The 25,668-nt window shown below is 69.0% G+C and carries 24 protein-coding genes; 20 read left to right on the top strand and 4 right to left on the bottom strand.

Translation table 11 applies throughout. The features are described from left to right. Nucleotides 1-90: 90 nt before the first annotated feature. The 17 genes from ACIHAX_RS05155 to ACIHAX_RS05075 all read left to right on the top strand — a co-directional run bounded on the left by ACIHAX_RS05155 (nucleotide 91) and on the right by ACIHAX_RS05075 (nucleotide 17,229). Entirely contained in the window at nucleotides 91-1,689 is a 1,599-nt protein-coding gene (locus tag ACIHAX_RS05155) for a cutinase family protein (RefSeq protein ID WP_397275897.1), read from the top strand. Nucleotides 1,690-1,746: 57 nt separating this feature from the next. Then, nucleotides 1,747-2,715 carry a hypothetical protein gene (locus tag ACIHAX_RS05150; RefSeq protein WP_364425890.1) on the top strand — a complete coding sequence of 323 codons (969 nt, stop codon included), beginning with the start codon at nucleotides 1,747-1,749 and terminating at the stop codon, nucleotides 2,713-2,715. Between the two features lie 15 nt (nucleotides 2,716-2,730). Further along, nucleotides 2,731-3,609, top strand: a complete 879-nt coding sequence (locus ACIHAX_RS05145; RefSeq protein ID WP_355070507.1) for a hypothetical protein — start codon at nucleotides 2,731-2,733, stop codon at nucleotides 3,607-3,609. Continuing rightward, entirely contained in the window at nucleotides 3,606-4,268 is a 663-nt protein-coding gene (locus ACIHAX_RS05140; protein WP_364425887.1) for a DUF6668 family protein, read from the top strand. Before ACIHAX_RS05145 ends, ACIHAX_RS05140 begins: the two co-directional genes overlap by 4 nt. A 51-nt stretch (nucleotides 4,269-4,319) precedes the next feature. Beyond that, the gene (locus ACIHAX_RS05135) at nucleotides 4,320-4,616 is read left to right on the top strand and encodes a hypothetical protein (RefSeq protein WP_039799032.1); all 297 of its coding nucleotides are present in this window, start codon (nucleotides 4,320-4,322) and stop codon (nucleotides 4,614-4,616) included. Between the two features lie 8 nt (nucleotides 4,617-4,624). Beyond that, entirely contained in the window at nucleotides 4,625-4,900 is a 276-nt protein-coding gene (locus tag ACIHAX_RS05130) for a hypothetical protein (RefSeq protein WP_379251041.1), read from the top strand. A gap of 31 nt (nucleotides 4,901-4,931) precedes the next feature. Further along, a complete protein-coding gene (locus ACIHAX_RS05125; RefSeq protein WP_397275894.1) occupies nucleotides 4,932-5,588 on the top strand; it encodes a hypothetical protein in 657 nt (218 codons plus the stop codon). Continuing rightward, entirely contained in the window at nucleotides 5,585-6,397 is an 813-nt protein-coding gene (locus ACIHAX_RS05120; RefSeq protein WP_355070515.1) for a hypothetical protein, read from the top strand. Before ACIHAX_RS05125 ends, ACIHAX_RS05120 begins: the two co-directional genes overlap by 4 nt. Nucleotides 6,398-6,420: 23 nt before the next feature. After that, nucleotides 6,421-7,227: a hypothetical protein gene (locus tag ACIHAX_RS05115; protein ID WP_355070517.1), complete on the top strand. Its 807-nt coding sequence runs from the start codon at nucleotides 6,421-6,423 to the stop codon at nucleotides 7,225-7,227. Nucleotides 7,228-7,265: 38 nt separating this feature from the next. After that, the gene (locus ACIHAX_RS05110; protein ID WP_355070519.1) at nucleotides 7,266-8,696 is read left to right on the top strand and encodes a hypothetical protein; all 1,431 of its coding nucleotides are present in this window, start codon (nucleotides 7,266-7,268) and stop codon (nucleotides 8,694-8,696) included. Beyond that, entirely contained in the window at nucleotides 8,693-10,183 is a 1,491-nt protein-coding gene (locus ACIHAX_RS05105; protein ID WP_355070521.1) for an SCO6880 family protein, read from the top strand. The genes ACIHAX_RS05110 and ACIHAX_RS05105 overlap by 4 nt, the downstream gene beginning before the upstream one ends. Before the next feature lie 7 nt (nucleotides 10,184-10,190). Next, nucleotides 10,191-12,335 carry a hypothetical protein gene (locus tag ACIHAX_RS05100; RefSeq protein WP_356961665.1) on the top strand — a complete coding sequence of 715 codons (2,145 nt, stop codon included), beginning with the start codon at nucleotides 10,191-10,193 and terminating at the stop codon, nucleotides 12,333-12,335. Further along, complete coding sequence (locus ACIHAX_RS05095) at nucleotides 12,332-12,640, top strand: transposase (RefSeq protein ID WP_067802237.1); 309 nt, start codon at nucleotides 12,332-12,334, stop codon at nucleotides 12,638-12,640. Before ACIHAX_RS05100 ends, ACIHAX_RS05095 begins: the two co-directional genes overlap by 4 nt. Before the next feature lie 37 nt (nucleotides 12,641-12,677). Beyond that, nucleotides 12,678-14,342 carry a peptidoglycan DD-metalloendopeptidase family protein gene (locus ACIHAX_RS05090; RefSeq protein WP_397275891.1) on the top strand — a complete coding sequence of 555 codons (1,665 nt, stop codon included), beginning with the start codon at nucleotides 12,678-12,680 and terminating at the stop codon, nucleotides 14,340-14,342. A 65-nt stretch (nucleotides 14,343-14,407) separates the two neighbouring features. Next, nucleotides 14,408-14,971, top strand: coding sequence for a hypothetical protein (locus ACIHAX_RS05085; RefSeq protein ID WP_364425874.1), 564 nt, complete (start codon nucleotides 14,408-14,410; stop codon nucleotides 14,969-14,971). 42 nt (nucleotides 14,972-15,013) lie between these two features. Next, nucleotides 15,014-16,849: a TraM recognition domain-containing protein gene (locus ACIHAX_RS05080; RefSeq protein WP_355070529.1), complete on the top strand. Its 1,836-nt coding sequence runs from the start codon at nucleotides 15,014-15,016 to the stop codon at nucleotides 16,847-16,849. Then, nucleotides 16,846-17,229, top strand: a complete 384-nt coding sequence (locus ACIHAX_RS05075; protein WP_355070531.1) for a DUF4913 domain-containing protein — start codon at nucleotides 16,846-16,848, stop codon at nucleotides 17,227-17,229. Before ACIHAX_RS05080 ends, ACIHAX_RS05075 begins: the two co-directional genes overlap by 4 nt. 89 nt (nucleotides 17,230-17,318) lie before the next feature. Here ACIHAX_RS05075 and ACIHAX_RS05070 read toward each other — a convergent pair whose 3' ends face one another. Together ACIHAX_RS05070 and ACIHAX_RS05065 are read right to left on the bottom strand one after the other, a co-directional pair. Next, a complete protein-coding gene (locus ACIHAX_RS05070) occupies nucleotides 17,319-17,867 on the bottom strand; it encodes a hypothetical protein (RefSeq protein ID WP_355070533.1) in 549 nt (182 codons plus the stop codon). A gap of 405 nt (nucleotides 17,868-18,272) precedes the next feature. After that, the gene (locus ACIHAX_RS05065) at nucleotides 18,273-19,151 is read right to left on the bottom strand and encodes a peptidylprolyl isomerase (RefSeq protein ID WP_356961670.1); all 879 of its coding nucleotides are present in this window, start codon (nucleotides 19,149-19,151) and stop codon (nucleotides 18,273-18,275) included. Nucleotides 19,152-19,290: 139 nt separating this feature from the next. Between ACIHAX_RS05065 and hisS the strand changes: the two genes are divergently transcribed. From hisS to ACIHAX_RS05050, 3 genes are all read left to right on the top strand, one after another. Beyond that, nucleotides 19,291-20,562 (top strand): histidine--tRNA ligase, encoded by a 1,272-nt coding sequence (gene hisS, locus ACIHAX_RS05060; protein ID WP_039798966.1) that lies wholly within the window; start codon nucleotides 19,291-19,293, stop codon nucleotides 20,560-20,562. 152 nt (nucleotides 20,563-20,714) lie between these two features. Continuing rightward, nucleotides 20,715-21,362 (top strand): hypothetical protein, encoded by a 648-nt coding sequence (locus tag ACIHAX_RS05055; RefSeq protein ID WP_356961671.1) that lies wholly within the window; start codon nucleotides 20,715-20,717, stop codon nucleotides 21,360-21,362. Between the two features lie 133 nt (nucleotides 21,363-21,495). Further along, complete coding sequence (locus ACIHAX_RS05050) at nucleotides 21,496-22,500, top strand: malate dehydrogenase (protein ID WP_364425869.1); 1,005 nt, start codon at nucleotides 21,496-21,498, stop codon at nucleotides 22,498-22,500. Between the two features lie 47 nt (nucleotides 22,501-22,547). Here ACIHAX_RS05050 and ACIHAX_RS05045 read toward each other — a convergent pair whose 3' ends face one another. Both ACIHAX_RS05045 and ACIHAX_RS05040 read right to left on the bottom strand, forming a co-directional pair. Continuing rightward, the gene (locus ACIHAX_RS05045; RefSeq protein WP_397275888.1) at nucleotides 22,548-23,627 is read right to left on the bottom strand and encodes a 2-oxoacid:ferredoxin oxidoreductase subunit beta; all 1,080 of its coding nucleotides are present in this window, start codon (nucleotides 23,625-23,627) and stop codon (nucleotides 22,548-22,550) included. Then, nucleotides 23,624-25,612 carry a 2-oxoacid:acceptor oxidoreductase subunit alpha gene (locus ACIHAX_RS05040; RefSeq protein WP_397275886.1) on the bottom strand — a complete coding sequence of 663 codons (1,989 nt, stop codon included), beginning with the start codon at nucleotides 25,610-25,612 and terminating at the stop codon, nucleotides 23,624-23,626. The genes ACIHAX_RS05045 and ACIHAX_RS05040 overlap by 4 nt, the downstream gene beginning before the upstream one ends. Between the last annotated feature and the right edge of the window lie 56 nt (nucleotides 25,613-25,668).

The raw sequence follows: 25,668 nt of genomic DNA, 5'->3' as shown, positions 1-25,668 counted from the left end.
GGTCTATTGCGTTTCATGGCGTTGAGGTAGCTGCGGCTGACGACTTGATTGCGGATCGCTATGACTGGATACTCGGCAAGACTCTCGGGGATGCTGGTAGCACTCGCCGTGGCTGTGGCGACCGCCGGTGTCGCCGCGGCTGAGCCGTCGAATCCTGTTGGCCCGTCGACGAAGATCCGTCTCACGACCTGTCCCGCGTTGTACGCCTTGGGCATTCAAGGAACGGGTGAATCGTCGCCGGATGCCGCGCCCACCACCGACACCGGAATGCTTTCCACCGTGTTCCGCCCGATGATGGCGAAAGCTCCGGACACCGGACTCGTCGATCGGGCTTACGTGCCATACGAATCCGGCTTCGGCGGTGCGACAGCCGGTGGCGCGGCGCCGTATTCGGAATCCGTGGCCGGCGGCCTGGCCCGTCTGCGGAGCATGGCCGGGACCGTTGCCGAGGCTTGCCCGAACAGCCGGTTCGCGGTCGTCGGTTATTCGCAGGGCGCGCACGTCGCCTCGATGTTCGCCCAGGAGGTCGGCCAAGGGCACGGTGCGCTGCCCGCCGAAAAGGTCGCCGCGGTCGCGTTGTTCGGCGACCCGACCCGCAATCCCGGTGCGCCGCTTTTTCCCGGCGCGACCGGCAAGGCGACGCCGGACCCCGCGCCGGGAACCTCGGGGGACCGGCTGGTGTCCATCGCCGCACTGCCGCAGGCGCCCGCCACCGGCGGCGGCATCGGCCCGGAACGAGACAAGGCCGCGAATTTCGGGGCGCTCACCGGCCGGGTGGCGAGTTTCTGCGCGGCGGGGGATCTCGCCTGCGACGCCCCGGACGGCGCGCCCATCCTGAAGGCGGTCGCCAACGTGGCGGGCCAGTCCAAGCTCAGCGGCGGCGACCCGATCGCCTCACTGGTATCGATCGCGCAGGCGCTGGCGTTCACCTCCATCAAGACCGCGACCGAAGTGGTCAACGGCGACATCCAGGGCAATTCGCTGGCCACCCTGTCGATCTCGCCGCAGAAGTCGATCTCGCAGCGCCTCGCCGACGCCTCGGATCCACGAACTCCGCTGAATCTGCCCGCCGCGCTGCAGGCGCTGCTGAAAGTCGGCATGATCGGTTTGAACTCGGTGATCGCGGTGGTCCGGACGGTGATCGCCCCGGCGAACATCGCCGAGCTCGCCACCGCGGGCCTGGCGAATCCGCCCGCCGCCCTGCTGTCGCTCGGCGTCAAGCTGCTCGGCGCTATTCCGCAGCTGATCCCGCCGACCACCGGCGTCCGTCTGGTCACCCAGGCGTTCGACGCGGTGGTGCAGAACATCACCGACAACAGCGAGCTGCTGAACACGACCACGTGGGTGCGCTACTGGGACACCGTGCAGCGTCACACCGCTTACACCAGCGCGACCGTCTCGGCGAACGGTGACGCTCCCACCCAGTTCGTGGCCGACTGGTTCGCGGCGATCGCTCGCGACATCGCCGACGCCTTCGGCAGCAAGGCCGAGCCGAGGGCCGTGCTGGAGAAGCAGCCGACCGGATTCTTCGGGGACGGCTCCGGCGCGTCTCCCACGCCGAGTTCGTCCGGTACGGGACAATTTCCGTTCGGGACAGGAGCCGACGGCGCCTCATCCAGCGGCGTGACGTCGATTCCGCCCACCGACCGAACCGGCACACCCAACACCTACCCGTTCTCCACGAACTGATCGCCGAGAGGGTCCGACGATGCGATACTGCGTGCCCTGCTCTGCGGGAATGGGGGAATGTTGAAGTCGTACAAACAGCTTTCCCGCTGGTACGGCGCTCTCGAGCCGGCGGTCGGAACGCCAGAGGCGGGCAAGCCGGATGAGGCGGACACCATTGCCCCGGCAGACGACGACGCGCCTTCGCGCTATCCGGACTACATCCGCGACGACACCGAGCCGTGGCAGCGCAAGCCCGAGGAGGTCCCGTCGGATCTGCCCGCGCAGCGCAGCGAATTCACCGGCGGGTGGTCGGATTGGGTGGTGACCGGCCGGGCGCCCGGCCCCGATGACGACTACGTCGCGCCGCGGCAAACCGATCCGGTCAAGTTGCCGTGGGCCGACGACGACACACCCGAGCCGGTCGAGCGGCCGCGCCCTGCGGCGTCGCGTGCGCTGCGCCAAGCCGCCCGCGACCATCCGGCGGTGCGCCGAGCCCGGCTGCTGCTCATCGGGATAGCGGCGGTGCTGATCATCGCCGTCGCCGCGGTGTGCGTGCTGCTGCTGCTGCGCTCCGCCGCCGGTCGCGCCGCGCTGCCCAAGGACTCACATGGGTCCGCGTCGGTGCAGCTCACCGTCGGCGGTGTGCACGCGGGCGGCGACCCGCGCGCGGTGAGCGCGGGCGCCTGCCCGACCGAGCGCAGTGACGCGATCGTGCGCAGCGCGGAGCCGGGCGGCACGGGCTCCGGGCCCGACGCGGTGCTGTCGTTCCAGTACGCGTACTACGTCGAACGTTCGGGGGACCGCGCCCGCGCGGCCGTCGCTCCGGACGCCGACGTCCAGCCCGCCTGGGTCATCCAGCGGGGCATCGACTCCGTCCCGATCGGCACGACGCACTGCGTGCGGATCGTGACGGTCGCGGACAACCGGTATTCGGTGGAAGTCACCGAGTACCGGCCCGGCGGCGCGCCCGCCACGTACAACAGGCAGACGGTCACCACCGCGGTGATCGACGGCCGCACCCTGATCACGGGTATCACGGCCGGATAAAGGAGAGCAGAGGCGATGGGAGAGGACTGGAGCCGCTGGCTCGACGATGCGCCCGGGGAGGGCGCGGCGTCGAGCCGGCCGGTGCGTTCGAAGGCTCCGGTAGTGCGGTTGCGGCGCGGCAAGGGTGACGGTTCCGATGCGGATCGTCCGGCGCAGCGGCCGATCCTGGTGGTCGGTGGATGCGGTGGTGCGGGTACCACGACGACGGCATTGGGTTTGGCGGGTGAGATGGGCACGGGTGGAACGCCGACAGTCGCGGTGGACGCCACTTCGGCGGGCAGTGATCTCGCGCTGCGTGGCGCGGACGAGCATCTGCACCCGATCAGTTTGCAGTCCTGGTTGTACGGACGCGGTGACGACGAGCCCGCGCCGTTGAAGGAGTGCCTGTCGCGGGCGACCTCGGGCGTCGGCCTGCTGTGGCGCGATGCCGCGCCGCTGCGCAGGCGTGCGACCTATCTCACGGTCGCCCGCGCGGTGCGCGACGCCGGATACACCGGCGTCTACGACGGGGGGCATCCGATTGCCGCCCGGCAACTGCTTCCCTTGCTCGACGACGCGGAAGTCGCTCTGGTACTTGCCATTCCGGCGCGCAACGATGCGGCCAACCGGCTGCGGGTCGCCCTGGAATGGCTCGACGACCAGTTCGGTGACGCCGAGGAAGGACACGGCGGCGGCATCGTCGGCGACACCACCATCGTCATCTCGCACCAGTATCCCGGCGACGACTCCCGGGTAGCGGATCATTTGCGCCAGCACCTGTCCGGCTGGGTTCGCGATATCAGGGAGATTCCCTACGATCCGCATCTGGCCCGTGGTGAACTCGTGCGGCACTCCTCGTTGGCGGACGAGACGCGCCGGGCGTATGGGCGCCTGCTCGCCGGGGTGGCATCATGACCGCCGCCATGATTTTTCCGCGTCAGCCCGATCCCGCGCCCGCCGGTGTGATCGCCCCGCCGGAGTCCCGCCGTGCCGCCGTCTGGGACCGTCCCGTACCGGGTGTCGGCCGTGCGCCGCTGGTCTGGCTGCTGGGTGTGCACGGCGGAGCGGGAGCCAGTACCCTCGCGCATGTGCTTGCGCCCGCGGCGGATTCGGGCCGCCGCTGGCCCGGCGTCTTCGACCGCGAAAGCCCGTTCGTCGTCCTGGTCGCCAGGGAGACCATCGCCGGTCTGTCTCGCGCGCACGATCTTCTGCGCCAACATCTTTCGGGTTTCGCCGGTCCTTCCGACGTGCTCGGCCTGATCACCGTCGCCGCCAGGCCAGGACGGATGGCTCCCGAGATCCGGCGCTACCGAGACGTGGTCGGCTCCCTGGCCGGACAGGTGTGGCAGGTGCCGTGGTACGAGGAGTGGACACTGGTCGAACCGGAGCAGCTGCCGGTGTGGTCGCCCGGTGACCTGGTGCCATCGAGGAAACGCAAGCTAGATCTGCTGGAGGAAGTCCCGCTCGATGTCCGGGAGCTCGGCGCCGACATCGTGGCGGCAGCTCGGACGGCACTGGAGGAGGCCGGCTACGACCGCGGGTCTCCGGATCTTCGCAAGCCGTCCGATGAGTGAACGTCCGCATCGCATCGGCGACCACCACCCACTATTCGAGAAAGGCACCCGATGAGCACGCTCCTCCTCGCCGTGCAGGACACGTACGGCACCGTACTCGCGCAAGTCGGTAATCCGACGCCCGAGGCGCCGCCCGGTTCGGAGAAGATCCTGCAGCTGGTGCGGTATCTCACGTGGTTCGTCCTGTTGTCCGGGATCTGTGGCATCGTCTACGCGGGCGGCAAGTTCGCCTGGGAGAAGTGGACCGGTGGTGGTCTGGAGTCGCCGAAGATGGTGGCGGGCGCGATGATCGGCGGCGTGGTCGCCACCAGCGCGGGCACCATCATGAACGCGGTCATCGGGACCTGATGTCGGCGATGGGTACCGTACAGATGCTCGCGGCCGGGTCGCTGGCCTACAAGCAGATGCCCGCCGACGTTCTCGCACCGCTGATGCAGCTGCTGAACTGGCTGCTGTGGTTCGTCCTTCTGGTGTGCCTGGCCTGGATGATCGTCTCCGCGGGGAAGCTGTGGCTGGTCTTTCGCAGTGACCTGGCCATGAACGATGCCTCGCACGGCGTTCTGATGAGCCTGCTGGGTGCTGTGGTGGCGAGCACGGCGTCGGGGATCGCCCTGGCGTTCCTGCCCGCGTGAGCCGCCGGAGCGGGACGGGGACGACGCGGGAATGAATTCGACAGTACTGCGGCCGGCGGACACCGCGGCGTGGCGGCGTGACATCCGTCGCCCCGCGGCCGGAGTCGTCGGCGCCGCGCTGCTGTTCGCGGCGGTCGGCTGCGGCGGTGGCACGGACTCGGTGGGGCCGGACCTCTCGGCCGCTCCCACCGATGTGCGGTGGCAGCCGTTCCAAGGGGTGCCGCTGCCGCACACCGGCCAGGGACCGCGGTCGACGGCCGACGGCGCGGCGACCGGTTTCGAGCACTCGCCGCGCGGCGCGGCCATCGCCGCGCTGACCCACTCCGTGCGGCTGGCCGTGGCGGCCGATACTCAATGGGCGAAAGTCGCTGCCGCGGAGCTGGTTCCGGGCCCGGCCAAGGACGAATGGGCGATCAACCGGGTGCAGCTGTCGATCACCGGCCCGGCGGGCCCGGAGTTCGCGCCCCGTTTGCTCGGCTACAAGATCACCGGCTACTCGGAGTCGCGGTCCACCGTGGACGTCTACACGGAGTACTCCGACAGATCGAAGGCGGTGCACCACACGGCCGTGGAGTGGTTCGGCGACGACTGGAGATTACGGCTGCCGGATCCGGATTCGACCGTGCGACCGATCGATTCGATCGACGCATTACCTACCGACATCGTGAAAGTGGAGGCACCGACGTGAGCGACAGGGAGTCGTACGCGCGCGACCGTGTCTCCTTCGGGATCGTCGCCTCCGCCGCCGTGCTGGCGCTCATCGTGGTGGTCGGCATCTTCGTTTTCGTCAGCCGTGACGACGAGCCGGTCGCAGGCGCGCCCGCCGTCGCCGAAGGCTCCGGCGGCACCGGCTTCGCGAGCCCCGAGCTGGACATCCTCGGCAGACGGGTCGACATCCCGAACAACGCTGCCGGGCAACCGCTCGCGCAGGACCCCTCCCGGCAGCGCAAGCCCAGCGACGCGGACTGGCTGACCGCCGCGCCGGAGGGTACCGCCGAACCACACGGCTGGCAGCGGGTGTACGGCGCGTCCGTCCCGTTCTCCACCTCCGACGGGCCGACCCGGATCGAGGACGACTTGGCCGTCGGGTACTCGCACACCCCGCAGGGCGCGGTGCTGGCCGCGGCGCAGATCACCTACCGGCTCAACGCCCGGCCCGCCGACCGTGACCTGTACGTGCGCCAGGTCCGGGTCTCCGCCCAGCAGATCGCCGCCTACGACAAGGCGCTGGCCGACTCCCGGCTGCCGAAACAGCAGCCGGAAAAGGTGACCCGCTACTTCGTCGCCTCGGACGCGTTCAAAGTGGATGACTACGCCGACGATCTCGCCATCGTCCGGTTGGCCACCAGGGGCCCGGTGATCGACGGCAAACAACTGTGGGCGGCGACGCGTCTGGCCATGGTGTGGGACGCGGGCGATTGGCGCCTGAAGCCCACGACCACCAACAACGCCCAGACCGAGTACGTCGAGTCGCTGCAGGGGTGGACGCGATGGTGAGTCGTAGGAGGTCTTCCGATCGCATGCCGCCTGCCGTGCTGGGCGCGGGAGCGGTACTGGCCGTGGCGGTGGCCGCGGTCGTCACCGTGTTCGCGGTCCGGGACGACGACGCGGCAGCCGGCCAGGTGTCGCAGACGACGGCATCGGCCGACCTTTCCGGCGCACCCGGTCCGGGGTCGTCCTTCGCTGGAACGGGTGCGGACTCGTTCGGCCATCGTTTCGATATCCCGAAAGACCCCGCCGGGCAGGCGCTCTCGCAGTCGGGCGCGCCACGGACGCCGACCGATCCGGAGTGGCAGACCGGCGCGCCGGGCGGGACGAACCAGCCGGGCGGTTGGCAACAGGTGTACGGCGGCCCCGTGGTTCCGTTCTCGACGACCGATGGACCCGCGCGCGTCGACAACGGTGTGCCGACGGGGTTCGCCAAGACCCCGCAGGGCGCCGCCCTGGCCGCCGAGCAGATCTACTGGCGGACCGTGGCGCGGCCCACCGACCACACGCTGTGGCAGCGGTTGGTGATCCTCACGCCCGAGGAACTCGCCGACCGGGAGCGCAAGATCGCCGAGGGCAAAGTGCCCGACGTCTTGCCGGAGAGCGTCAAACCGCTGCTGTACGCGTCCGACGCATTTCGAATCGAAAGCTATGGTGACGATTTCGCTGTTGTTCGTGTCGCCCGCAAGACCCGTGAGTTCCTGCACGGCGGGCGAAGTTGGGTGGCCATGAGACTCAACGTGGTATGGCGTGACGGTGGCTGGAGATTGAAGTCGTCCGCGGGCGACGCGCAGCCGCTCGAAACGATCGGTTCGATCGATGGGTGGACACAATGGTGAGGCGGCTAGTCACAATCCTCGCGGTCATCTTCACTGTGATGATCGCGACTCCGACCGTGGCCTACGGCCAGACGTACGGCTTCGACGATACGTGCAACGAGATCCACGACAGCCTCGACGGCCTCGGGCTGCCCGGCTTCACCCTCGGTGACGCCGCGTCCGCCGCGTGCAAGGCGGGCAATGCCGCCTCGCATCCCAACCAGGCTGCGACGGCGGTGAAGGACAAGGCCTGGGACTCCACCTTCGGCAAGGTGGTCGATTCGCTGATGAACGGTCTCGGCGAGGCCATCATCCTGGCGTTGACCTTCTGGATGAAGGTGCCCAACGAGGCGGTCAGCGATTCCGGTTCGTTGTTCACGAAGATCAACGACTACACCTATCAAGCGCAGATCCTGCTGCTGATAGCGTCGGTGATCCTGTCCGGGGCGCGATTGGCCGAAGCCAGACGCGGGGCCGCGATGAACGAGGCGGCCGAATCGTTCCGGATGTTCACCCGTGTCGTGTTCAGCTCCTGGATGCTGGGCGCGGTCATCGTCGCGGGCACGCAGGCGTCGGACCGCTTCGCGGAGTGGATCATCGACGACTCGACCAACGGCAATGCCAAGGACCTCGCCGAGCTGATGGTGAAAACCAGCAAGCTGCAGGCTTTTTCGCCCGGCTTGGTGCTGATCATCGCGATCGTGGGCCTGCTCGGCGCGCTCGCGCAGATCGTGCTCGCCATCGTCCGGCAGGGACTGCTGGTGATCGCGGCCGGTGTGCTCCCGCTGGCCGCGGCGGCCTCCGGCATGAACATCGGCAAGCAGTCCTATCAGAAGCTCATCGGCTGGATCATCGCCTTCATGCTGTGGAAACCGGTGGCGGCGATCGTCTACATGATCGCGTTCACCACGGCGGGCCACGTCGACTCGCTCACTCCGACCAGCGGCTTGCCCGACGGTGAGCAGGCCCAGCGCATGCTGGTGGCGATCGTGCTGTTGTGCAGCGTGGCATTCGTGTTGCCCGCGCTGATGCGACTGGTCACTCCGGCCGTGGCGATCGTCGGCAGCGGCGGTTCGGGTTTCACCGCGGCGGGCGGCACCTTGGTCGGTGTGGCTGCTCTCGGCGCCATGGGCACCAAGGCGGTCGGCGTGAAGGGCACTGCGGCGCCGGGCCGGGCAGGCTATGTGAGCGGCAGCGGCACCGGACCGCGCCCGGGCGGCGCGGGCGGACCGCGTGGTGGCGGCGGCGCACCTCGGCCGACGCCGCCGCGCGGTGGCGGCGGCCCCCAGGGCGGCGCGGCTCCGCGCGCCTCCGGACCTGCGGGCGCGGCCGGGGTAGCGTCCGGAGCGGCCAGGACGGCAGGCCGGATCGGCGCGGCGCGCGCCGCGAGCGGTGGGCTGAGCCGGGCCGACCAAGCCATGGGTGACGTCGCGGGCGATCGCTGGACGAACCGTTCACCCGACCTCGGGAGGAGCACCATTCCGCGATGACAATCACCGACACCTACGAGCGCCGCTCGTACGGGCTTTGGCAGAAGCCGCGCAGCGCAGGCCTTTTCGGCTTGCGCTGGGAGGAAACCGTGCTCGGCTTCGCGGTCGTGATCACGGCGCTGATCACCGCGATGGTCGGCGGCTTCCAGTGGGGTGTGATCGTCGGCGGCGTCGGTGTCGTCGTGATGGTCCCACTGGTGTGGCGGACCGGAGGTCGTTCGGGCTACGAGACGGGATTGATGATGTTCAACTGGATGCGCTCGCGCAGTCGTGGCGAGCACGTGTACCGCGGTGGCCGCTTCTCCCGGATCCCCGGCGGCGTCACCCGTTTGCCGGGCCTGCTCGCGCCCTCCAAGTTGTATGAGGGCATCGACGCGGGTGGCTACAGCTTCGGCATGATCCACTTGCCGCAGTTCGCCCAGTACACCGTGGTGCTGCGCGCGTGGCCGCAAGGTCATGAGGCCGTGGACCAGCCCGTGATCGACCGGTGGGTGTCGGCGTGGGGAACCTTCCTGGCCTCGGTCGGACAGACCAGCGACATCGTCGCCGTGGTGCCGGTGATCGACACCGTGCCGGAGACCGGAAACCGTTTGCTCACCGAGGTTTCCACGATCACCAGGCCCGAGGCGCCCGAACTGGCCCAGCAGGTGATGTACGAGTTGGCCACCGAACTGCCGCAGGAGCGCGTGCAGTTGCTGCCGCGGGTGGCGATCACGTTCAAGGCCACCACCGCCGAGCGCCGCAAGAACCCGGCCGAAGAAGCCGTGGAGATCGGCCGGCGCCTGCCCGGCATCTGCGCCGCCCTGGCGGAAGCCGGTGTGCGCGCTCAGCCGATGTCGGCGGACGAGGTGATCTCGTTCATCCGCCGCAGTTACGATCCCGCCTCGCAGGCCGACCTGGAGGTGGCCGCGGGCGAACCCGAAGGGCACGGCCTGGACTGGGCGGACGCGGGCCCGGTGTCCCACGACGAGAAGTGGGATTACTTGGTGCACGACGGTGGCCGGTCGGTCACCTGGGAAATGGATGCCGCCCCCGAGGGCGCGGTCGACGAGCGGGTGCTGCAGCGGCTGCTCGCGCCGAATCCCGAAGTGCCGCGCAAACGTATCGCGATCGTGTACCGTCCGCACTCGGCCGCCGACGCCGCCGAGATCGTCGACGACGATTTCAAGAACGCGTTGGTGGCCCAACAGAGCGAACGCGGAGTCGTGTCCGCGGCGGCGACGCTGCGGGTGGGCGCGACTCAGCAGGCCCGCGAGGAGCAGGCCAGGGGTCACGGTGTGACCCGCTTCGGGGCGCTGGTGACCATCACCGAGCCCTTGCGCGGTGACCTGCCGCGCATCGAAGCCATCACGCGCGACCTGTCGACCCAGGCGCGCTTGAAGATTCGGCGGTGCTACCGCTACCAGGCGGCGGCCTTCGCGGCCTCGCTCGGTTGCGGGGTGATCCTGCCGGAACACGCGACAATTCCGAAGGCACTGGCGGGGTGAGCGATTCATGGCACGCGACTACGAGCCACCCGTGCGAGAACGGGACGAGGACGCACGCCGCAGGCGGCTCGAACAATCCGGCCGGGACGAGTGGGGACAGCGGCCGGAACGGCGGCGCCCCACACGGGACTCGGCGCGGGTGAACGGCGAGGACCGGCTGGGCGTGGACACGACCGACCGGCGAGCGGGCGAGCGTCGCGCTCGACCGGGCGCGGGCCGGTCCGACGGCGTGCGCGCCGACCGGGGGCACAACGAACGCTCCCGGGCCGAACGGAACCCCCGCATGTCCCGCGACGCGGTCACCGAGCGCATCGCCGCGCGGCCGGAGCGCAGCGGCGCCAGGAACGGTCGCGTGGCACGGCCCGCGAAGGTCGACTACACCGCCGACCGCGCGATGGGCAGCCCGTACACGGACAAGGCGGCCCGTCGCGCGAAGGCGAAAGCCGATCGGCGCAAGCAATCCGGGCCACCGCTGCTCGACGACGCCACCCGTGCCAAGCTGGAGATGCTCGCCCGGGAGGGCAATGGCTTGCGGGCGGCATGGGCGCAGTTCCGGGTCCGCACCGACGACATCCGCCGCCGCAACTACGCGGCCCGCGCGGAGCAGACGATCGAGGACGGATTCGACCGCAGCACAGCGCAACTCACCGACCGCGGCTACGCGGGCGCGGGCGGCGGCCGGATGAACGTGGTCGGCCGCCCGGTCGAGTACCGTGCCACCACGGCCCAGGTCGCCGGTCTGTGGCCCTGGTCGGTCGGCGCGGGCGCGCCGCTGATCGGCACGCCCCTCGGTTCGCATCTGCACACCGGCGCGCCGGTCTGCTTCGACCCGATGAACTGGTTCATGCGCGGCAGCTTCATCACCGCGCCCAGCCTGTTCGTGCTCGGCCTCAACGGTTTCGGCAAGTCCTCGCTGGTCCGCCGCATCGTGCTCGGCGGCATCGCGCAAGGGATCACGCCGTTGATCCTCGCCGACGTCAAACCGGACTACCGGAAGATGGTCGAGCTCGTCGGCGGCCAGGTGATCGATCTGGGCTACGGGCACGGCAAGCTCAACCCGCTCGCGGCGGGCGTGCTCGGCGCGGTCGTCCCGCGACTGGAAGAGTTCCCGGCGTTGCAGCTGCAGGTGTTGCAGGACCTGCGGGCCAGGCAGGTGACGTTGATCGCGGGCCTGGTGGAACTGGTACGCGGCGATCGTGTCCGCGATTACGAGGAGACCCTGATCGCCACCGCGCTGCGCATACTCTACCGGCCGGGCAGCGGGTACACGCCGGACCAGCCGCCGATCATGGAGAACCTGCTCGAGGTGATCGTCGGCGGCGGCGAGGAATTGATGCTGGACGCGGGCGCCGACGACACCGCGGAGTACCAGGAGGCGATCAAGGGGCTGCGCCGCTCCCTACGCGCGCTCACCCAGGGACCGTTCGGCGCGGTCTTCAACGGCCAGACCACCGTGCCGATCGATACCAGCGCGGTCGCGGTGTGCATGGACGTCTCACACATCCCGACCGGCGACAAGAAGCTCAAAGCCGCGGTCATGCTGGCCTGCTGGGCCGACGGGTTCGCCTCGGTCGAGGCCGCGCACGTGCTCGCCGACGCGAAACTCGGTCCGCAGCGCTATTTCCAAGTGGTGATGGACGAGCTGTGGCAGGTGCTCGGCCTCGGTGACTTCATGGTCGACCGCGTCGACGAGCTCACCCGCTTGCAGCGCGGCATCGCCACCGCGCTGATCATGATCAGCCACACCATCAAGGACCTGCAGGCGCTCGGATCGGAAGCCGCCATCGCGAAGGCGCTCGGTTTCCTCGAGCGGGCGCGCGCCAAGATCTTCGGCGCGCTTCCGGCCGAGGAGATCAAACGGCTCGACAGCACGGTTCCGTTCACCTCGGCCGAGGAGGAGATGGTGACCGGATGGTCCGCGCCGCAAGCGCTGACCGGCGAGGCGCTCAAACCGGGACAGCAGCGGCCCTCCCCGCCCGGCACCGGTAAGTTCCTGCTGAAAATCGGTGAGGATCGCCGCCCCGGTATCCCCTTCCACATGGAATTCACGCTGTCGGAGAAGGAAAGCGGGATCCACGACACCAACCAGCGGTTCAGCGAGTTCACCGAATCGATCTCGCGAGGAACGGATTCACCGGGGAGCGCCGCATGATGCCGCACCGGTCCTACCGACGCGTCTCGCCGGAGGTGCGTCAAGCGGCGGTCGAACAGGTCATCGCGCTGACCGGCAAGCTGCGCAGTGAATCGGAGGCATGCCGCGTGGTCGCCGAGCAGATCGGTGTGCACACGAACTCGGTGCGCAATTGGGTGCGCGCGGCCGAAGGCCCCAGTCTGGAGCGGATGGACGCCACCGCGCTGCGGCGCAAGGTCGCACTGCTGCAACAGCAGTTGGCTGCCGCCGCCGAGATGAACCGCACGCTGGCCGACACCCTCAACGAGACTCGGCGCCGCACGTGAACCCGGGCTGCGCGCGGCACGATGCCGGAGTGCGGCGGTGAGCGGCAAATCCGTCTTGTGGACGGCGCTGGGCGCGGTGCTCGGCCTGATGACCATCGTGCTGGTCATCGTCATGCCCGCCGTCGACGACGCCTGTGAGGGCGGCTCCGTGCTCGGCTCGCAGTCGGCGCTTCCGCCGCTGGGCGGTTACCCGCCGGGCGATCGGCGCGCCGCCGCGACAACAGGTACCGGCGCGAGCCGACCCAATCCGGCCGCGACCGCCACACCCTCACTCGCGGCGGGAGTCGGCCCGCTGCGCCGCACGTTGCCGATGGCCACCGGAACCTTCACGGTGTCGGACACGTTCGGCGCGCGGGGTGGCGCGCACAAGGGCGTCGACCTGGCCGCGCCGGACGGCACGCCCATCTTCTCGGTCTCCGACGGCCGCGTCGTCGCCGCCGGTCCGGCATCCGGATTCGGCAACTGGATCGTCGTCGACTCGGTGGACATCAACGGCCGTTCGTACTCGGCGGTCTACGGCCACATGTGGGACTCCGGCGTCCTGGTCCGGCCGGGCGATACGGTGACCGCGGGGCAGCACATCGGCGCGGTGGGGTCGGCGGGTGAATCCAGCGGGCCCCACTTGCATTTCGAGATCGTCCCGGGCGGCCGTTTCACCGGCGGACGGCAGATCGATCCGCTGCCCTGGCTCGACGGTGCGCCGACCCCGGATGTCGGCGGTGCGCGAGCGTATTCCAGCGATCCACGCTGCAGCCTCGGTTTCGGCACCGCCGGTGGCGCGCTGGCCGCGGGCAAGGTGCCACAAGAACTGGAGATCTGGTACCGCCGTGCGGGGTCGATCTGCCCGCAGATCACGCCGTCGCTACTGGCCGCGCAGGGCAGGCAGGAATCCGGTTTCCGGCGCGGCGCGACCTCGCCCGCCGGTGCGCAGGGCCTGGCCCAGTTCCTGCCGACCACCGCGGTGAGCATCGATCCCGACGACGGTCAGCCGTACGTGATCGATGCCGACGGCAACGGCGTGGCCAGCGTGTGGGACGACGGGGACGCGATCGTCGGCCAGGGGCGTTACATGTGCGCGATCGCGCACCAGATCCAGCGGTGGCAGGCCGAGGGCAGGGTGCAGGGCGACATCGTCGCTTTGACGCTGGCGGCGTACAACGCCGGCGAAGGCGCGGTGCTGGCCTCGGGCGGCATGCCGAACCAGCTCGCTGCGCACTACGCCGAGACCCAGCCATACGTGCGCAACATTCTCACCATGGAAGCGCAATACCGAGCGCCGGGTTCGCTCGGCCGGTTCACCCCTGGGCAGGGTTCGGCCGGCGACCAGATCGTCCAAGCCGCGCACGAGTGGCTCGGCACGCCCTACGTGTGGGGCGGCGGGGGACCCCAAGGACCGAGCGGCGGGGGGTTGGACGGACCGGGTCTGACCGCGGCGGCGGTGTTCGCGGCGTCCTCCGGCGCGGTGACGTTGCCGCGCACGGCCGAACAGCAGTGGGAGGCGGGCGCGGAGGTGCCGATGAGCAAGGCGCAGCCCGGGGATCTCGTGTTCAGCTCGTTCGGCGCGCGTGGACCCGCGCAGGTCGGCGTCTATGCGGGCAACGGCCGGATGATCCAGTCGGTGCCCGGCGCGGACGTCCGATCCGGCGGCGGCGTTTCGGAAGTCGCGGTGCCAGGAGACGGACGGGCGAGGAGGGTGCTGTGAGCGTTCACGGGCGCGAACACACGGCGGCGGGACTGCCGCGACGCCCCGGTGTGCGGTTAGCCTGGATGGACAGAGCAAATGCACGCGCGAAACTGGTGGTGATGCTGGTGGTGAGCGTCGCGGTGCTGGGTTCGGCCTGTGGCCGGACGGACCGCGCGGACTCGGGATCCGATGCGGCGCATTCCGCTACGTCCACACCCCGGTTGCTGGAGGGCGTGCCCGCCCCCGACCCGGTGACGCCGGACGGTGTCGCGGTCGCGGCGTTGCGGGAAATCTACAGTTGGCAGCCCGCCACCGAGACCCAGGGCGAGTCTCTGGGCCGAGCGCGGAAGTTTCTCGGCCCCAGCCTGATTCGTATGCTGGATGCGACGCCGACCGCGGTGCAGACGCCGAAGTCGACACTGCAGTGGGCGGATTGGGCGAGGGAAGGGGCGCATGTGGAGGCGTTCACCTTCGCGTCCGGCGAGAAGGCTCCTGCCCTCAGCGATCCGAACGTCCAGCAGTTCAAGATCGGGATCGAGCAGACCGTCGTCCATCCGAACGGACGCAAGGAGCCGCTGCCGCCCGCGACGGTGATCGCCACCGTCGTGCGCACACCCGACGGCTGGCGGCTCGACGCATTCCGCTGACCACTCGCTTTCCGTACCGGACGGCCGACCCAGGAGGGACACATGGCGAAGAAGAAAAAGGTGACGGATCCGGCCATCCCCGGACCCGATGTCAGCCTGCTACTGACCTACGCCGGCTTCGCGATCTTCGGAACCCTCTGGCTCGCGCTGCATCTGGGCAACATGCTCGAGGGCAGCCCGCAGAAGGTTCCGTTCAACCCGATCGCCATCGCGGCCGATCTGGCGCGAGGAAGGCTGCGCTGGCCGGGCGCGGCGACGGCGATCGTGCTGCTGGTGATCCTCAGCGTCGTAGCGTATCTGGTGATCCGCAAGGAGTTGCAGAAGCGCCGGTCCAAAGGCAGGTTGCCGGTCGACGACAAGGCCGACGTGATGGGCAACGGCGGCGCGATCTCGATGCTCACCGAAGCGGGCGTCCGGGAGAAGGCCGAGCAGCTGGGGGTGAGACTCGGCTACGACGACGCTCCGGGCGTGCCGATCGGCGTTGGTGTGGCCGACGGGGTGATGCTCTACGGTTCGTACGAGGATCTGCACCTGGACATCTGGGGTCCGCGTCAGGGCAAGTCGACCTCCCGAGTCATCCCGGCGATCCTCAGCGCGATCGGCCCGGTGCTGGCCACCTCGAACAAGCGCGACGTGGTGGACGCCACCCGAGACGTGCGGGAGTCCAAGGGAAGTCCCACCTTCGTCTTCGACCCGCAGGGTGTCGCGGGTGAAGAGCCGACCTGGTTCTGGGATCCGCTGTCCTGGGTGGACGCCAAGCGCGAAGGTTGTGAGATGCGCGCGGCGCGGCTTGCGGGGCACTTCGCCGACGGTGACGACGGCCGGGACACGAAGACCGACGCGTTCTTCGATCCCGAGGCCGAGGACCTGCTGGCCGGGTTGTTCCTCGCCGCCGCCGTCGGCGACCGCAACGGCAGCAGGCCGATCGTGCAGGTCTGGGAGTGGGTGACCAATCCGCAGGACACCGAGCCCATCGAGCTGCTGCGCGCCGCCCGTCATCACTACACGGCCTCGGGCCTGTCCTCGCAGTACAACACCGATCCGCGCACGCGCAGCGGCATCTTCGGCACGGCCAAGAAGATGATCCGCTGCCTGAAACTGTCGAACGTGCATCCGTGGATCTCCCGGGGCGGCGACCGCAGGGAATTCGACGAGCTGGAGTTCCTGGAGAACAACGGAACGCTCTACAGCTTGTCGCTGGAGGGCCGCGGTTCGGCCGCGCCGCTGGTGAGCGCGCTCACCGAGGCGGTGGTGGACGTGGCGATGCGCAAGGCGTCGCAGTCGGCCGGTGGGCGCCTGGCGATCCCGCTGCTCGCGGTGCTGGACGAGGCGGCAAACGTGGTGCGCTGGAAGGATCTGCCCAAGCAGTACAGCCACTTCGGCTCCCGGGGCATCGTCGTGATGACCGTGCTGCAGTCCTGGGCGCAGGGCGCCCGCTGCTGGGGCGAGAGCGGCATGAACGCGTTGTGGTCGGCGGCGAACATCAAAGTGCTCGGCAGCGGCGTGGACGACACGAAGTTCCTGCAGGAGCGTTCGGATGTGCTCGGTGAGTACGACGCGATCTCGCAGTCGGTGTCCGAATCCAAGGGCGGCAAGAGTTACTCACGTTCGCTGGGCTCGTCCAAGACGTTCTCGGTCAACGGTCTGGCGACGCTGCCGCGTGGGCGGGCCATCCTGTTCCCGTCCGGTGCGCCACCGGTGCTCATCCGTACCGTGCCGTGGTGGGAGGGTGAGTACGCTTCCGACGTGAAACAGTCCATCTCGCACCATGATCCGCAGCGCAAGACGCAGATCGCGGACGTCATCGGTTCGCCGTCGCTGAGCAAGTCGACGCCACCGCCGGAGTATGGCCAAGTCGAGGAGGTCCGGCCGCTGTGAACGAACCGCAGCAGAACATGCACTACGCGAACGTGGTCGAGTTCGTCGAGAACTATCTCAGCGTGATCTACCGTCGGCAGGTCACCGATCTCAGTGACACCGTGTGGTGCCCGGAGTGGTGGCAGCACGCGGAGGCAATTGCCCGGCTGGACGCGTTATGGCGCGCTTGGGAGCACTACCGCCAGGACGGGGCGACCGGACTGAGCGTCTGGTTCCTGGATCATGCCGATCCGCATATGGCGAAACTGTTCGATCCCAAGGGACCGTTCAAGTATTGCAGTGTGCGCAACGGTCATAAGGACATGCTCAACCCGCTACCGACGAAAGCGCCGCAGAACGGCATGTTCAGTGACCCTACGATCGGTAACTTCCCGCCGTAGTGGCGATGCGTCACGGCGATTCTCGCCGAAAGGGTTCGGAACGGACGAGTGCCCGCTGGATGATCCAGCGGGCACTCGTCCGTCTCGTGCTATCGCGTGCGCTCCAAGCCGCGGGGATCCTGTTCCCGTCCTGCCCTGGTAACCGCGGGCGCCTCGCCGGGGCGGGTGCGTACGGCCTCACCCGGAGGCTGTGCCTGCCCTACTTCGATCAGCATCCGCACCGCGGCGAGTTCCGGCGCCACACCCATTTTCGCGAGATGTGCCGCGATCGCCATCCGGCGTTCCTGGGAGTCGTACTGCAAGGCCGGCTTGGCGGCGGCGGCATTGGCCGCCATCCGTGATGCCTCGGCCTGCGCGGAGAAGCGGTCCTTCTCCAGGGACACACCCTTTTCCGGGATCGGCTTCTCGATCAGCCGGGCCAGCTCGGTGTTGCGCGGGTCCTTGGCCTTCGCGTCCCTGGCCTCCCGCAACTGCAGTTCCTTGGCCTCTTTGATCCGGGCCTCGGTGAGCTTGACGCGCGCTTCGGCTTCCTTCTGACCACGCTCGCGGGTACGCAAGGCGACGAGCGTCGCAAGCTGCAACATTGTCCTCATCATGGCCGCGGTTTCCCGGCCGATGTCGTCCAGTTCCTCGGACATGGCTGCTCCCCGATGCTGCGGTGATCACTATGGATGATGGTGGTGCTTCGTTACGGACGCCGCCACGCGAACTGTAGTCCCGTGCAGCGGGTCCCGCCTGCAAACGTGGACACCCGAAGAACTTGCGGCGTGGCACTTCCTGCCCGGGGATAGCCCGGCCGAGGCCGCACTACGCTGCAAGAACTCCTTGTTTCGAGGTTACCTGACAAAGGTCGGCACAATCGCACGAGCGTGCTGCTTTATCAGCATATATCGCACATTTCCGGCGTGTCTTCGGGCGCGCCGGATGATCTTCGGGCTGAGGGCACCCTAACCGAAGAAAGGTTCCACTATCCGCACTTCGGCTGCAGGGACGTGGATACGGCTCGGGCCCGCGGCCGAGACGCCGCGGGCCCGGATCCGCACTCAGCGGTCGATGCGCACCGACTGGATTGTGACCGGCTGCTTGGGCTTCCCGTCCCCGGGGCCGTTGGAGTCGTCCTGGCCCAGCGCGGCGATCTTGTCCAACGTGCCGAGGCTGTTGTCGTCCACGGTGCCGAAGATCGTGTACTGCGGCGGGAGCAGGGAATCGGAGTACACGATGAAGAACTGGCTGCCGTTGGTTCCCGGCCCCGCGTTGGCCATGGCCAGCACGCCACGCTTGTACGAGATCGGCTCCGAAGTCGCCGCCGGATCGTTCGCAGCGTACTGGTCGGTCGGGTATTCGTTGTCGAACTCGTAACCGGGCCCACCCATTCCGGTACCCGTGGGGTCGCCGCACTGCAGGACCTTCAGGCCCTCGCCCGCGGTCATGCGGTGACAGCTGGTGCCGTCGAAGTAGTTCTGCGCCGCCAGACTGACGAAGCTGTTCACCGTGCACGGCGAATCGGCGTTGTTCAGGGTCAGCCCGATCGGCCCCTGGCTGGTGTCCATGCTGACGCTGACCTTGGCGTCGACGCCGGTGGTTGGGACGGGGCCGGCCTTCGGCTTGTTCACCGGCTTGTCCGCGGGCTTGGCGCTGTCGCGGTAGGTGCAGTCGACCGTCGCGGGCTTGGCCTTCGCGGAGGGCGGGGCGGCCGCGGCGGGAGTGCTGGACAGCGAGGCGTCGGCGGCATCGGAGCTGTTGCTGTCGTCGCCGCGGGTCAAGAAGTACACCCCGGTCACGGCGGCGACCACGACGACGACACCGAGTACCGATCCGGCGATGGTGAGTTGCTTGCGCTTACGCGCCCGCTCGGCCCGGTTGGCGAGCTGACGTTCCAGCTTGCGTTTCGCCGCTGCTCGTCGCTGTTCGTTGCTCGGCACTACCACGTTCCTCCCGTATCCGGTTACATCGGGATAAGAGTGTGCCATTTCTACCTGAGACTGTTCCGCAACCTTCCTGAGAGTCGGTTCGGGGAACCGGTTGGACTTGCGGTGCCGTAGTGGTGGAAACTGGAGCATCGTGACCAAGACCAGCAGCTTCTCCGCCCCGAAGGGGGTACCGGACTACGTGCCGCCCGGCTCGGCAGAGTTCGTCGCGGTGCGCGACGGCCTGCTCCGCGCCGCCCGACTGGCCGGGTACGGGCATATCGAGCTGCCGGTCTTCGAGGACACGGGCCTGTTCGCCCGCGGCGTCGGCGAGTCCACCGACGTGGTCACCAAGGAGATGTACACCTTCCCCGACCGCGGCGACCGCAGCGTCACGCTGCGTCCCGAGGGCACGGCGGGCGTGATGCGCGCGGTCATCGAACACGGCCTCGATCGCGGTCAGCTCCCGGTGAAGCTGTGCTACGCGGGCCCCTTCTTCCGCTACGAGCGGCCGCAAGCGGGCCGGTACCGCCAGTTGCAGCAGGTGGGCATCGAGGCGATCGGCGTCGACGATCCGGCGCTCGACGCGGAGGTCATCGCGATCGCCGATGCCGGATTCCGCGGCCTGGGCCTGGACGGATTCCGCCTCGAGGTCACCTCGCTGGGTGACGAGACTTGCCGCCCGCAGTACCGCGAACTGCTGCAGGATTTCCTGTTCGGACTGCCGCTGGACGAGGAGACGAAGCGGCGCGCCCAGCTCAACCCGCTGCGCGTGCTGGACGACAAGCGGCCCGAGGTACGGGAGATGACCGCGAACGCGCCGCTGATGATCGATCACCTGTCGGAGTCGGCCAAGGCGCACTTCGAGCAGGTACTCGGCCACCTCGAAGCGCTGGGCGTGCCGTACGTGGTGAACCCGCGCATGGTGCGCGGCCTCGACTACTACACCAAGACCACGTTCGAGTTCGTGCACGACGGTCTCGGCGCGCAGTCCGGCATCGGCGGCGGTGGCCGTTACGACGGTCTCATGGCCGAGCTCGGCGGGCAGCCGCTGTCGGGTATCGGATTCGGCCTCGGCGTCGACCGGACCATGCTGGCGCTGGCGGCCGAGGGCAAGTCGGCGGGCAACCCGGCGCGCTGCGAGGTGTTCGGCGTGCCGCTGGGCGACGCCGCCAAGCAGCGGCTCGTGGTTGTCGCCGCGCAGTTGCGCGCGGCGGGCGTCCGGGTCGATCTGGCCTACGGCGGACGCGGTGTGAAGGGCGCGATGAAGGCGGCCGACCGTTCCGGGGCGAAGTTCACCCTCGTGCTCGGCGATCGTGACCTCGCGGAGAACACCATCGGGCTCAAGGACATGGCGACCGGTGATCAACGGCAGATTCCGCTGCCCGAGGCAGTCGGCGTGATCCGGGAGTCGCTGGCCGGGTAGCGAGGCGGCGGGTGCGCGCTGCCCGTCGAGTTTCGCGGCGCGCCCGCCGCGCGCACGGTACTGTGCGTCGAACCCGTCGTCGGCCGGGTGACGGGAGCAGCAGCGTGACCGGCGCGCACACACCGCCGCCGGAGTCGCGAGAGGGCGGAGTAGTGTCCACGAATTCTGATGACCAGCGGGCGCTCGCGCCGGTGGGCCTCGATCTGGTCGCGCCCGAGTTGTACGCGCCGATGTTGCGCCGCCTCGCGCTGGCCGCGTCGGGTATCGGGGTCGGCGCGGCGTTGCTGGCCGCGACCGTGGTGAGCTGGCCGATCGCCGCGGCGGTCGGCGTCGTCGTCGGCGCGCCGACCGTCCTGTACGCCGTCGCGCTGCGTCGGCGGCGAATGTGGTTGACCGGCACGATGATCCACGCCCGCAGACTGTTCGGTGAACGGCGGGTGGAGATGTCGGCGGCCACCGGGGTCGAGGTCCTGGTGTTCCCGGCCCGGTTGAGCCGGATCGCTCTGCGGGTCACCGCGGGTGAGGTCTCCCAGGTCGTTCCGCTGGCCATGTACACCGACGTGGGCAGCGGCCGCGAATTGCACCTGGTCGGTTTGCGCAGGCTCGCGGACGCGCTCGCCGCCAGTCGATTGGCCGCGGCCGTAGCGGTTTCCGAGATGCTGGTGCGGCAGTTGCGGGCCGAGGCGCGCGACGCCGGGCTGGAGGAACGGCCGCTGTATCGCGCCGTGCGGCTGGCGCGCGCCAAGGACGCGGTTTCGCCGATCGTGCTGACCGACAGCGAGGTCGCCACACTCAGCTGACCCCGCGGTTCTCCTCCGGGGCCGGTGCCGGGCGGCGCACGAGTCACTGTCGCGTAGCTCACCGTCGGCCTTCGGCGGCGGTGAGAGTGGTTAGGGTGGGCAACAGAAGTCCGCCTACCGCAAGGAGTTCGTCGTGAGCACCGCCGCTGGGACCGTCACCGTCACCGTGACCGGAGCCGCGGGCCAGATCGCCTACGGCATGCTGTTCCGGATCGCTTCCGGCGCGATGCTCGGCCCGGACACGCGCGTGCGGCTACGGCTGCTGGAAGTCCCCGCCGCGGTGGCGTCGCTGGAGGGCGTCGCGATGGAACTGGAAGACGGCGCGTTCGGGTTGCTGGAGTCCATCGACATCAGCGACGACCCGTGGATCGGCTTCGCTGGCGCCGATATCGCCCTGCTGGTCGGCGCGCGGCCGCGCACCGCCGGGATGGAACGTTCGGATCTGCTCGCCGCCAACGGCGCGATCTTCACCGAGCAGGGCGCCGCGATCAACGCCAGCGCCGCGGACGACGTGAAGGTGCTCGTGATCGGCAACCCGGCCAACACCAACGCCTTCATCGCCATGAGCAACGCACCGGACGTGCCCGCCGAGCGTTTCACCGCCATGACGCGGCTGGACCACAATCGCGCCATCGCGCAACTGGCCAAGCAGACCGGTGCGCCCGCCGCCGACATCGCCCGGGTCGCGATCTGGGGCAATCACTCGGCGACGCAGTACCCCGACGTCGCGCACGCCACCATCGCGGGACGTCCCGCCCTCGACCTGATCGGCGATCCGGCGTGGCTGACCGAGCAGTTCGTGCCCACCGTGCAGCAGCGCGGCACCGCCATCATCCAGGCCCGCGGCGCGTCCTCGGCGGCGAGTGCGGCCAGCGCCGCGATCGACCACATCCGCGACTGGGTGCGTGGCACGCGGCACGGTGACTGGGTTTCCATGGCCGTTGCCTCGGACGGCTCCTACGGCGTGCCGGACGGGCTGATCAGCTCGTTCCCGGTCACCTGCGCGAACGGCGAGTACACCATCGTGCCCGACCTGGCGATCGATGCTCTGGCCCGTCCCCGGATCGATGCGTCGGTCGCGGAGTTGGTGCAAGAACGCGACGCCGTGGTCGACCTCGGTTTCGCCAAGCGCGCCTGACCGGCGCCGCGAGCGTCCGCCCCGCAGAGCCGGTCAGGCGCGGCCAGCTATCCGACCGTCCAGGTTTCGGATCCGGTGAGCAGGGACTGCAGCGATTCGGGACCGACGGGCTTCCGTTCCCGCGCCGTCTCGATCTGGTAGCGCACCGCGTCGTCGTAGGTCGGTCGAGAGACGCTGCGGAAGATACCTGTGACCACGTGTTCGAGCCCTTGATCGGACAGCCGCGACAACGCGTAGGCGTACTCCGGGTCGTCGGCGTAGGCGTCGTGCACCACGATATCGGACTCCGCGACGCTGTCGGCCCGGGCCACCGCGAGCCCGAAACCCCGTCGTATCACCGCGAATTCGCCCTCGGTGCCGAATCGGATCGGCTCGCCGTGCCGCAGCGGGACGAGATGGTCGGCGGCGTTGTCCCGGCGCAGCGCGTCGAACGAGCCGTCGTTGAAGATCGGGCAGTCCTGCAGGATCTCCACGAACGACGTGCCCCGGTGGTCGGCGGCGGCGCGCAGCACCTCGGTGAGTCCCGCACGATCGGAGTCGAGCGCGCGGGCGGCGAAGGTCGCTTCCGCGCCCAGCGCCACCGACAGGGTGTTGAACGGGTGGTCCACCGAGCCCATCGGGGTCGACTTGGTGATCTTGCCCTGTTCCGAGGTCGGCGAGTACTGGCCCTTCGTCAAGCCGTAGATCCGGTTGTTGAACAGCAGGATCGTCATGTTCACGTTGCGGCGCAGCGCGTGGATGAGGTGGTTGCCTCCGATGGACAGCGCGTCGCCGTCACCGGTCACCACCCAGACCGACAGATCGGGCCTGCTGACCGCCAATCCGGTCGCGATCGCGGGCGCGCGACCGTGGATGGAATGGATGCCGTAGGCCTCCAAGTAATACGGGAAGCGGCTGGAGCAGCCGATCCCGGACACGAACATCAGGTTCTCCCGGCGCAATCCGAGTTCCGCCAGGAAGCCGCGCACCGTCGCCAGGATCACGTAGTCGCCGCAGCCGGGGCACCAGCGCACTTCCTGATCGGAGGTGAAGTCCTTCACCTTCTGCGGTCCGTCCGCGGACGGCACTCCGGATACACCGGTGAGTCCCAGATCGGTGCCGACCAGTGAGGTTTCCACGATGGTCATGCGATACCCCCAGACATCCGATATGTGGCTGCCTCGCCTGCGCTGGGCTGTGGACGGCCTTCGTCCGGCAGTGTTCTATAGGTGGCCCGCGCCCGTGCGGCGAAGACCTTGTTCTGTTCCAGCTCCTCGATCGACCCGTCCAGCGCCGCGTCGATGACCCCGACCAGCTCCTGGGCGGAGAACGCGGTGCCCGCGATCTTCGTCCACGGTCGCACGTCGACCAGGTACTTCGCCCGCAGCAGCGTGGCGAGCTGGCCGCCGTTCATCTCGGGCGCGACCACGACGCGATAACGGCGCAGTACGTCACCGAGGTTGGCGGGCAACGGATTCAGATGCCGTAGATGCGCCTGAGCGACCGGCACACCGCGCCGCCGCGCGCGACGGCACGCCTCGCCGATCGGGCCGTAGGAACTGCCCCAGCCGATCAGCAACAGCTCGGCGGTGCCGTCCGGATCGTCCACCACGAGATCGGGCACCTCGATGCCGTCGATCTTGGCTTGACGCAGGCGAACCATGAGTTCGTGATTGGCCGGGTCGTAGGAGATGTTGCCGCTGCCGTCCGCCTTCTCGAGGCCGCCGATGCGGTGGGCGCGGCCCTTCGTGCCAGGGACGGCGAGCGGCCGGGCGAGCGTGTCGGGATCGCGTGCGTACGGCTGGAACGGGTCGGTGTCGTCGCCTTCCGGTTCGAACGCCGGGTCGATCGGCTCCAGCTCCGTCACCTGCGGGATGGACCACGGTTCGGAGCCGTTCGCGATCGCACCATCGGACAGCAGCAGCACCGGAGTGCGGTAGGTGAGGGCGATTCGCGCGGCTTCCACCGCGGCGGCGAAGCAGTCGGCGGGGGAGCGCGGCGCGAGCACCGCCACCGGTGATTCGCCGTTGCGGCCGTAGAGCGCCTGCAACAGATCGGCCTGTTCGGTCTTGGTCGGCAGTCCGGTCGACGGTCCGCCGCGCTGCACATCGATCACCACCAGCGGCAGCTCCGTCATCACCGCCAGGCCGATGGTCTCGCTCTTGAGCGCCAGCCCGGGGCCGGATGTGCTGGTGACGCCGAGCGCACCGCCGATCCCGGCGCCGAGCGCCGCGCCGATCCCGGCGATCTCGTCCTCGGCCTGGAAGGTGGTGACGCCGAAATTCTTGTGCTTGCTCAGCTCGTGCAGGATGTCCGAGGCCGGAGTGATGGGATAGGTGCCGAGGAAGACGGGCAGCCCGGCGAGCTGACCGGCGGTGATCAGGCCATAGGCGAGCGCGGTGTTGCCGGTGATCTGGCGGTAGGTGCCCGGCGGGAGTTCGGCGGGCGCGATCTCGTAGGTGGTGGCGAAGCTCTCGGTGGTCTCGCCGTAGTTCCAGCCCGCCCGGAACGCCAGGATGTTGGCCTCGGCGATATCGGGCTTGGTCGCGAACTTCTCCCGCATGAACTGCTCGGTGCCGCCGATCGGGCGCCCGTACATCCAGGACAGCAGGCCGAGGGCGAACATGTTCTTCGCGCGCTGGGCGTCCTTCTTGCCGACTCCGGTCGATTCGGTGGCGCCGAGGGTGAGCGAGGTCATCGGGACGCGGTGGACCACGAAGTCCGACAGTGTCTCGTCGGCCAGCGGATCGGCGGCATAACCCACCTTGGCGAGGGTCCGCTTGGTGAACTCGTCGGTGTTGACGATGACGGTGGCGCCGCGCGGGAGATCCTCCAGATTCGCCTTGAGCGCGGCCGGGTTCATCGCGACCAGCACGTCGGGCTGGTCACCCGCGGTGAGGATGTCGTAGTCGGCGATCTGGATCTGGAAGGACGAGACGCCGGGCAGCGTGCCTTGGGGCGCGCGGATCTCGGCGGGGAAGTTGGGCTGGGTGGCCAGGTCGTTGCCGAAGGCGGCGGCCTCGTGGGTGAAGCGATCGCCGGTCAGCTGCATTCCGTCGCCGGAGTCCCCGGCGAACCGAATGACGACCTTTTCCAATTTAGCTGTGCCGACATCGTTTTGGTGTGAAACCATATGCCTGCTTCACTTCCTCGTCGCTGAGAGGTGCCATCGCCAAACTACTCCGTCGA

Source organism: Nocardia sp. NPDC051929, assembly GCF_044548645.1.
In the GTDB taxonomy this organism is placed as follows: Bacteria; Actinomycetota; Actinomycetes; order Mycobacteriales; family Mycobacteriaceae; genus Nocardia; species Nocardia sichangensis.
This window is presented reverse-complemented; position numbering and strand designations above follow the sequence as displayed.

What these genes read in the sequence shown, in the direction of transcription:
- ACIHAX_RS05155 (WP_397275897.1), top strand. Translation starts at nt 91, where the DNA reads ATGCTGGTAGCACTCGCCGTGGCTGTGGCGACCGCCGGTGTCGCCGCG.
- ACIHAX_RS05150 (WP_364425890.1), top strand. Translation starts at nt 1,747, where the DNA reads ATGTTGAAGTCGTACAAACAGCTTTCCCGCTGGTACGGCGCTCTCGAG.
- ACIHAX_RS05145 (WP_355070507.1), top strand. Translation starts at nt 2,731, where the DNA reads ATGGGAGAGGACTGGAGCCGCTGGCTCGACGATGCGCCCGGGGAGGGC.
- ACIHAX_RS05140 (WP_364425887.1), top strand. Translation starts at nt 3,606, where the DNA reads ATGACCGCCGCCATGATTTTTCCGCGTCAGCCCGATCCCGCGCCCGCC.
- ACIHAX_RS05135 (WP_039799032.1), top strand. Translation starts at nt 4,320, where the DNA reads ATGAGCACGCTCCTCCTCGCCGTGCAGGACACGTACGGCACCGTACTC.
- ACIHAX_RS05130 (WP_379251041.1), top strand. Translation starts at nt 4,625, where the DNA reads ATGGGTACCGTACAGATGCTCGCGGCCGGGTCGCTGGCCTACAAGCAG.
- ACIHAX_RS05125 (WP_397275894.1), top strand. Translation starts at nt 4,932, where the DNA reads ATGAATTCGACAGTACTGCGGCCGGCGGACACCGCGGCGTGGCGGCGT.
- ACIHAX_RS05115 (WP_355070517.1), top strand. Translation starts at nt 6,421, where the DNA reads ATGCCGCCTGCCGTGCTGGGCGCGGGAGCGGTACTGGCCGTGGCGGTG.
- ACIHAX_RS05110 (WP_355070519.1), top strand. Translation starts at nt 7,266, where the DNA reads ATGATCGCGACTCCGACCGTGGCCTACGGCCAGACGTACGGCTTCGAC.
- ACIHAX_RS05105 (WP_355070521.1), top strand. Translation starts at nt 8,693, where the DNA reads ATGACAATCACCGACACCTACGAGCGCCGCTCGTACGGGCTTTGGCAG.
- ACIHAX_RS05100 (WP_356961665.1), top strand. Translation starts at nt 10,191, where the DNA reads ATGGCACGCGACTACGAGCCACCCGTGCGAGAACGGGACGAGGACGCA.
- ACIHAX_RS05095 (WP_067802237.1), top strand. Translation starts at nt 12,332, where the DNA reads ATGATGCCGCACCGGTCCTACCGACGCGTCTCGCCGGAGGTGCGTCAA.
- ACIHAX_RS05085 (WP_364425874.1), top strand. Translation starts at nt 14,408, where the DNA reads ATGGACAGAGCAAATGCACGCGCGAAACTGGTGGTGATGCTGGTGGTG.
- ACIHAX_RS05080 (WP_355070529.1), top strand. Translation starts at nt 15,014, where the DNA reads ATGGCGAAGAAGAAAAAGGTGACGGATCCGGCCATCCCCGGACCCGAT.
- ACIHAX_RS05070 (WP_355070533.1), bottom strand. Translation starts at nt 17,867, where the DNA reads ATGTCCGAGGAACTGGACGACATCGGCCGGGAAACCGCGGCCATGATG.
- ACIHAX_RS05045 (WP_397275888.1), bottom strand. Translation starts at nt 23,627, where the DNA reads ATGACCATCGTGGAAACCTCACTGGTCGGCACCGATCTGGGACTCACC.
- ACIHAX_RS05040 (WP_397275886.1), bottom strand. Translation starts at nt 25,612, where the DNA reads ATGGTTTCACACCAAAACGATGTCGGCACAGCTAAATTGGAAAAGGTC.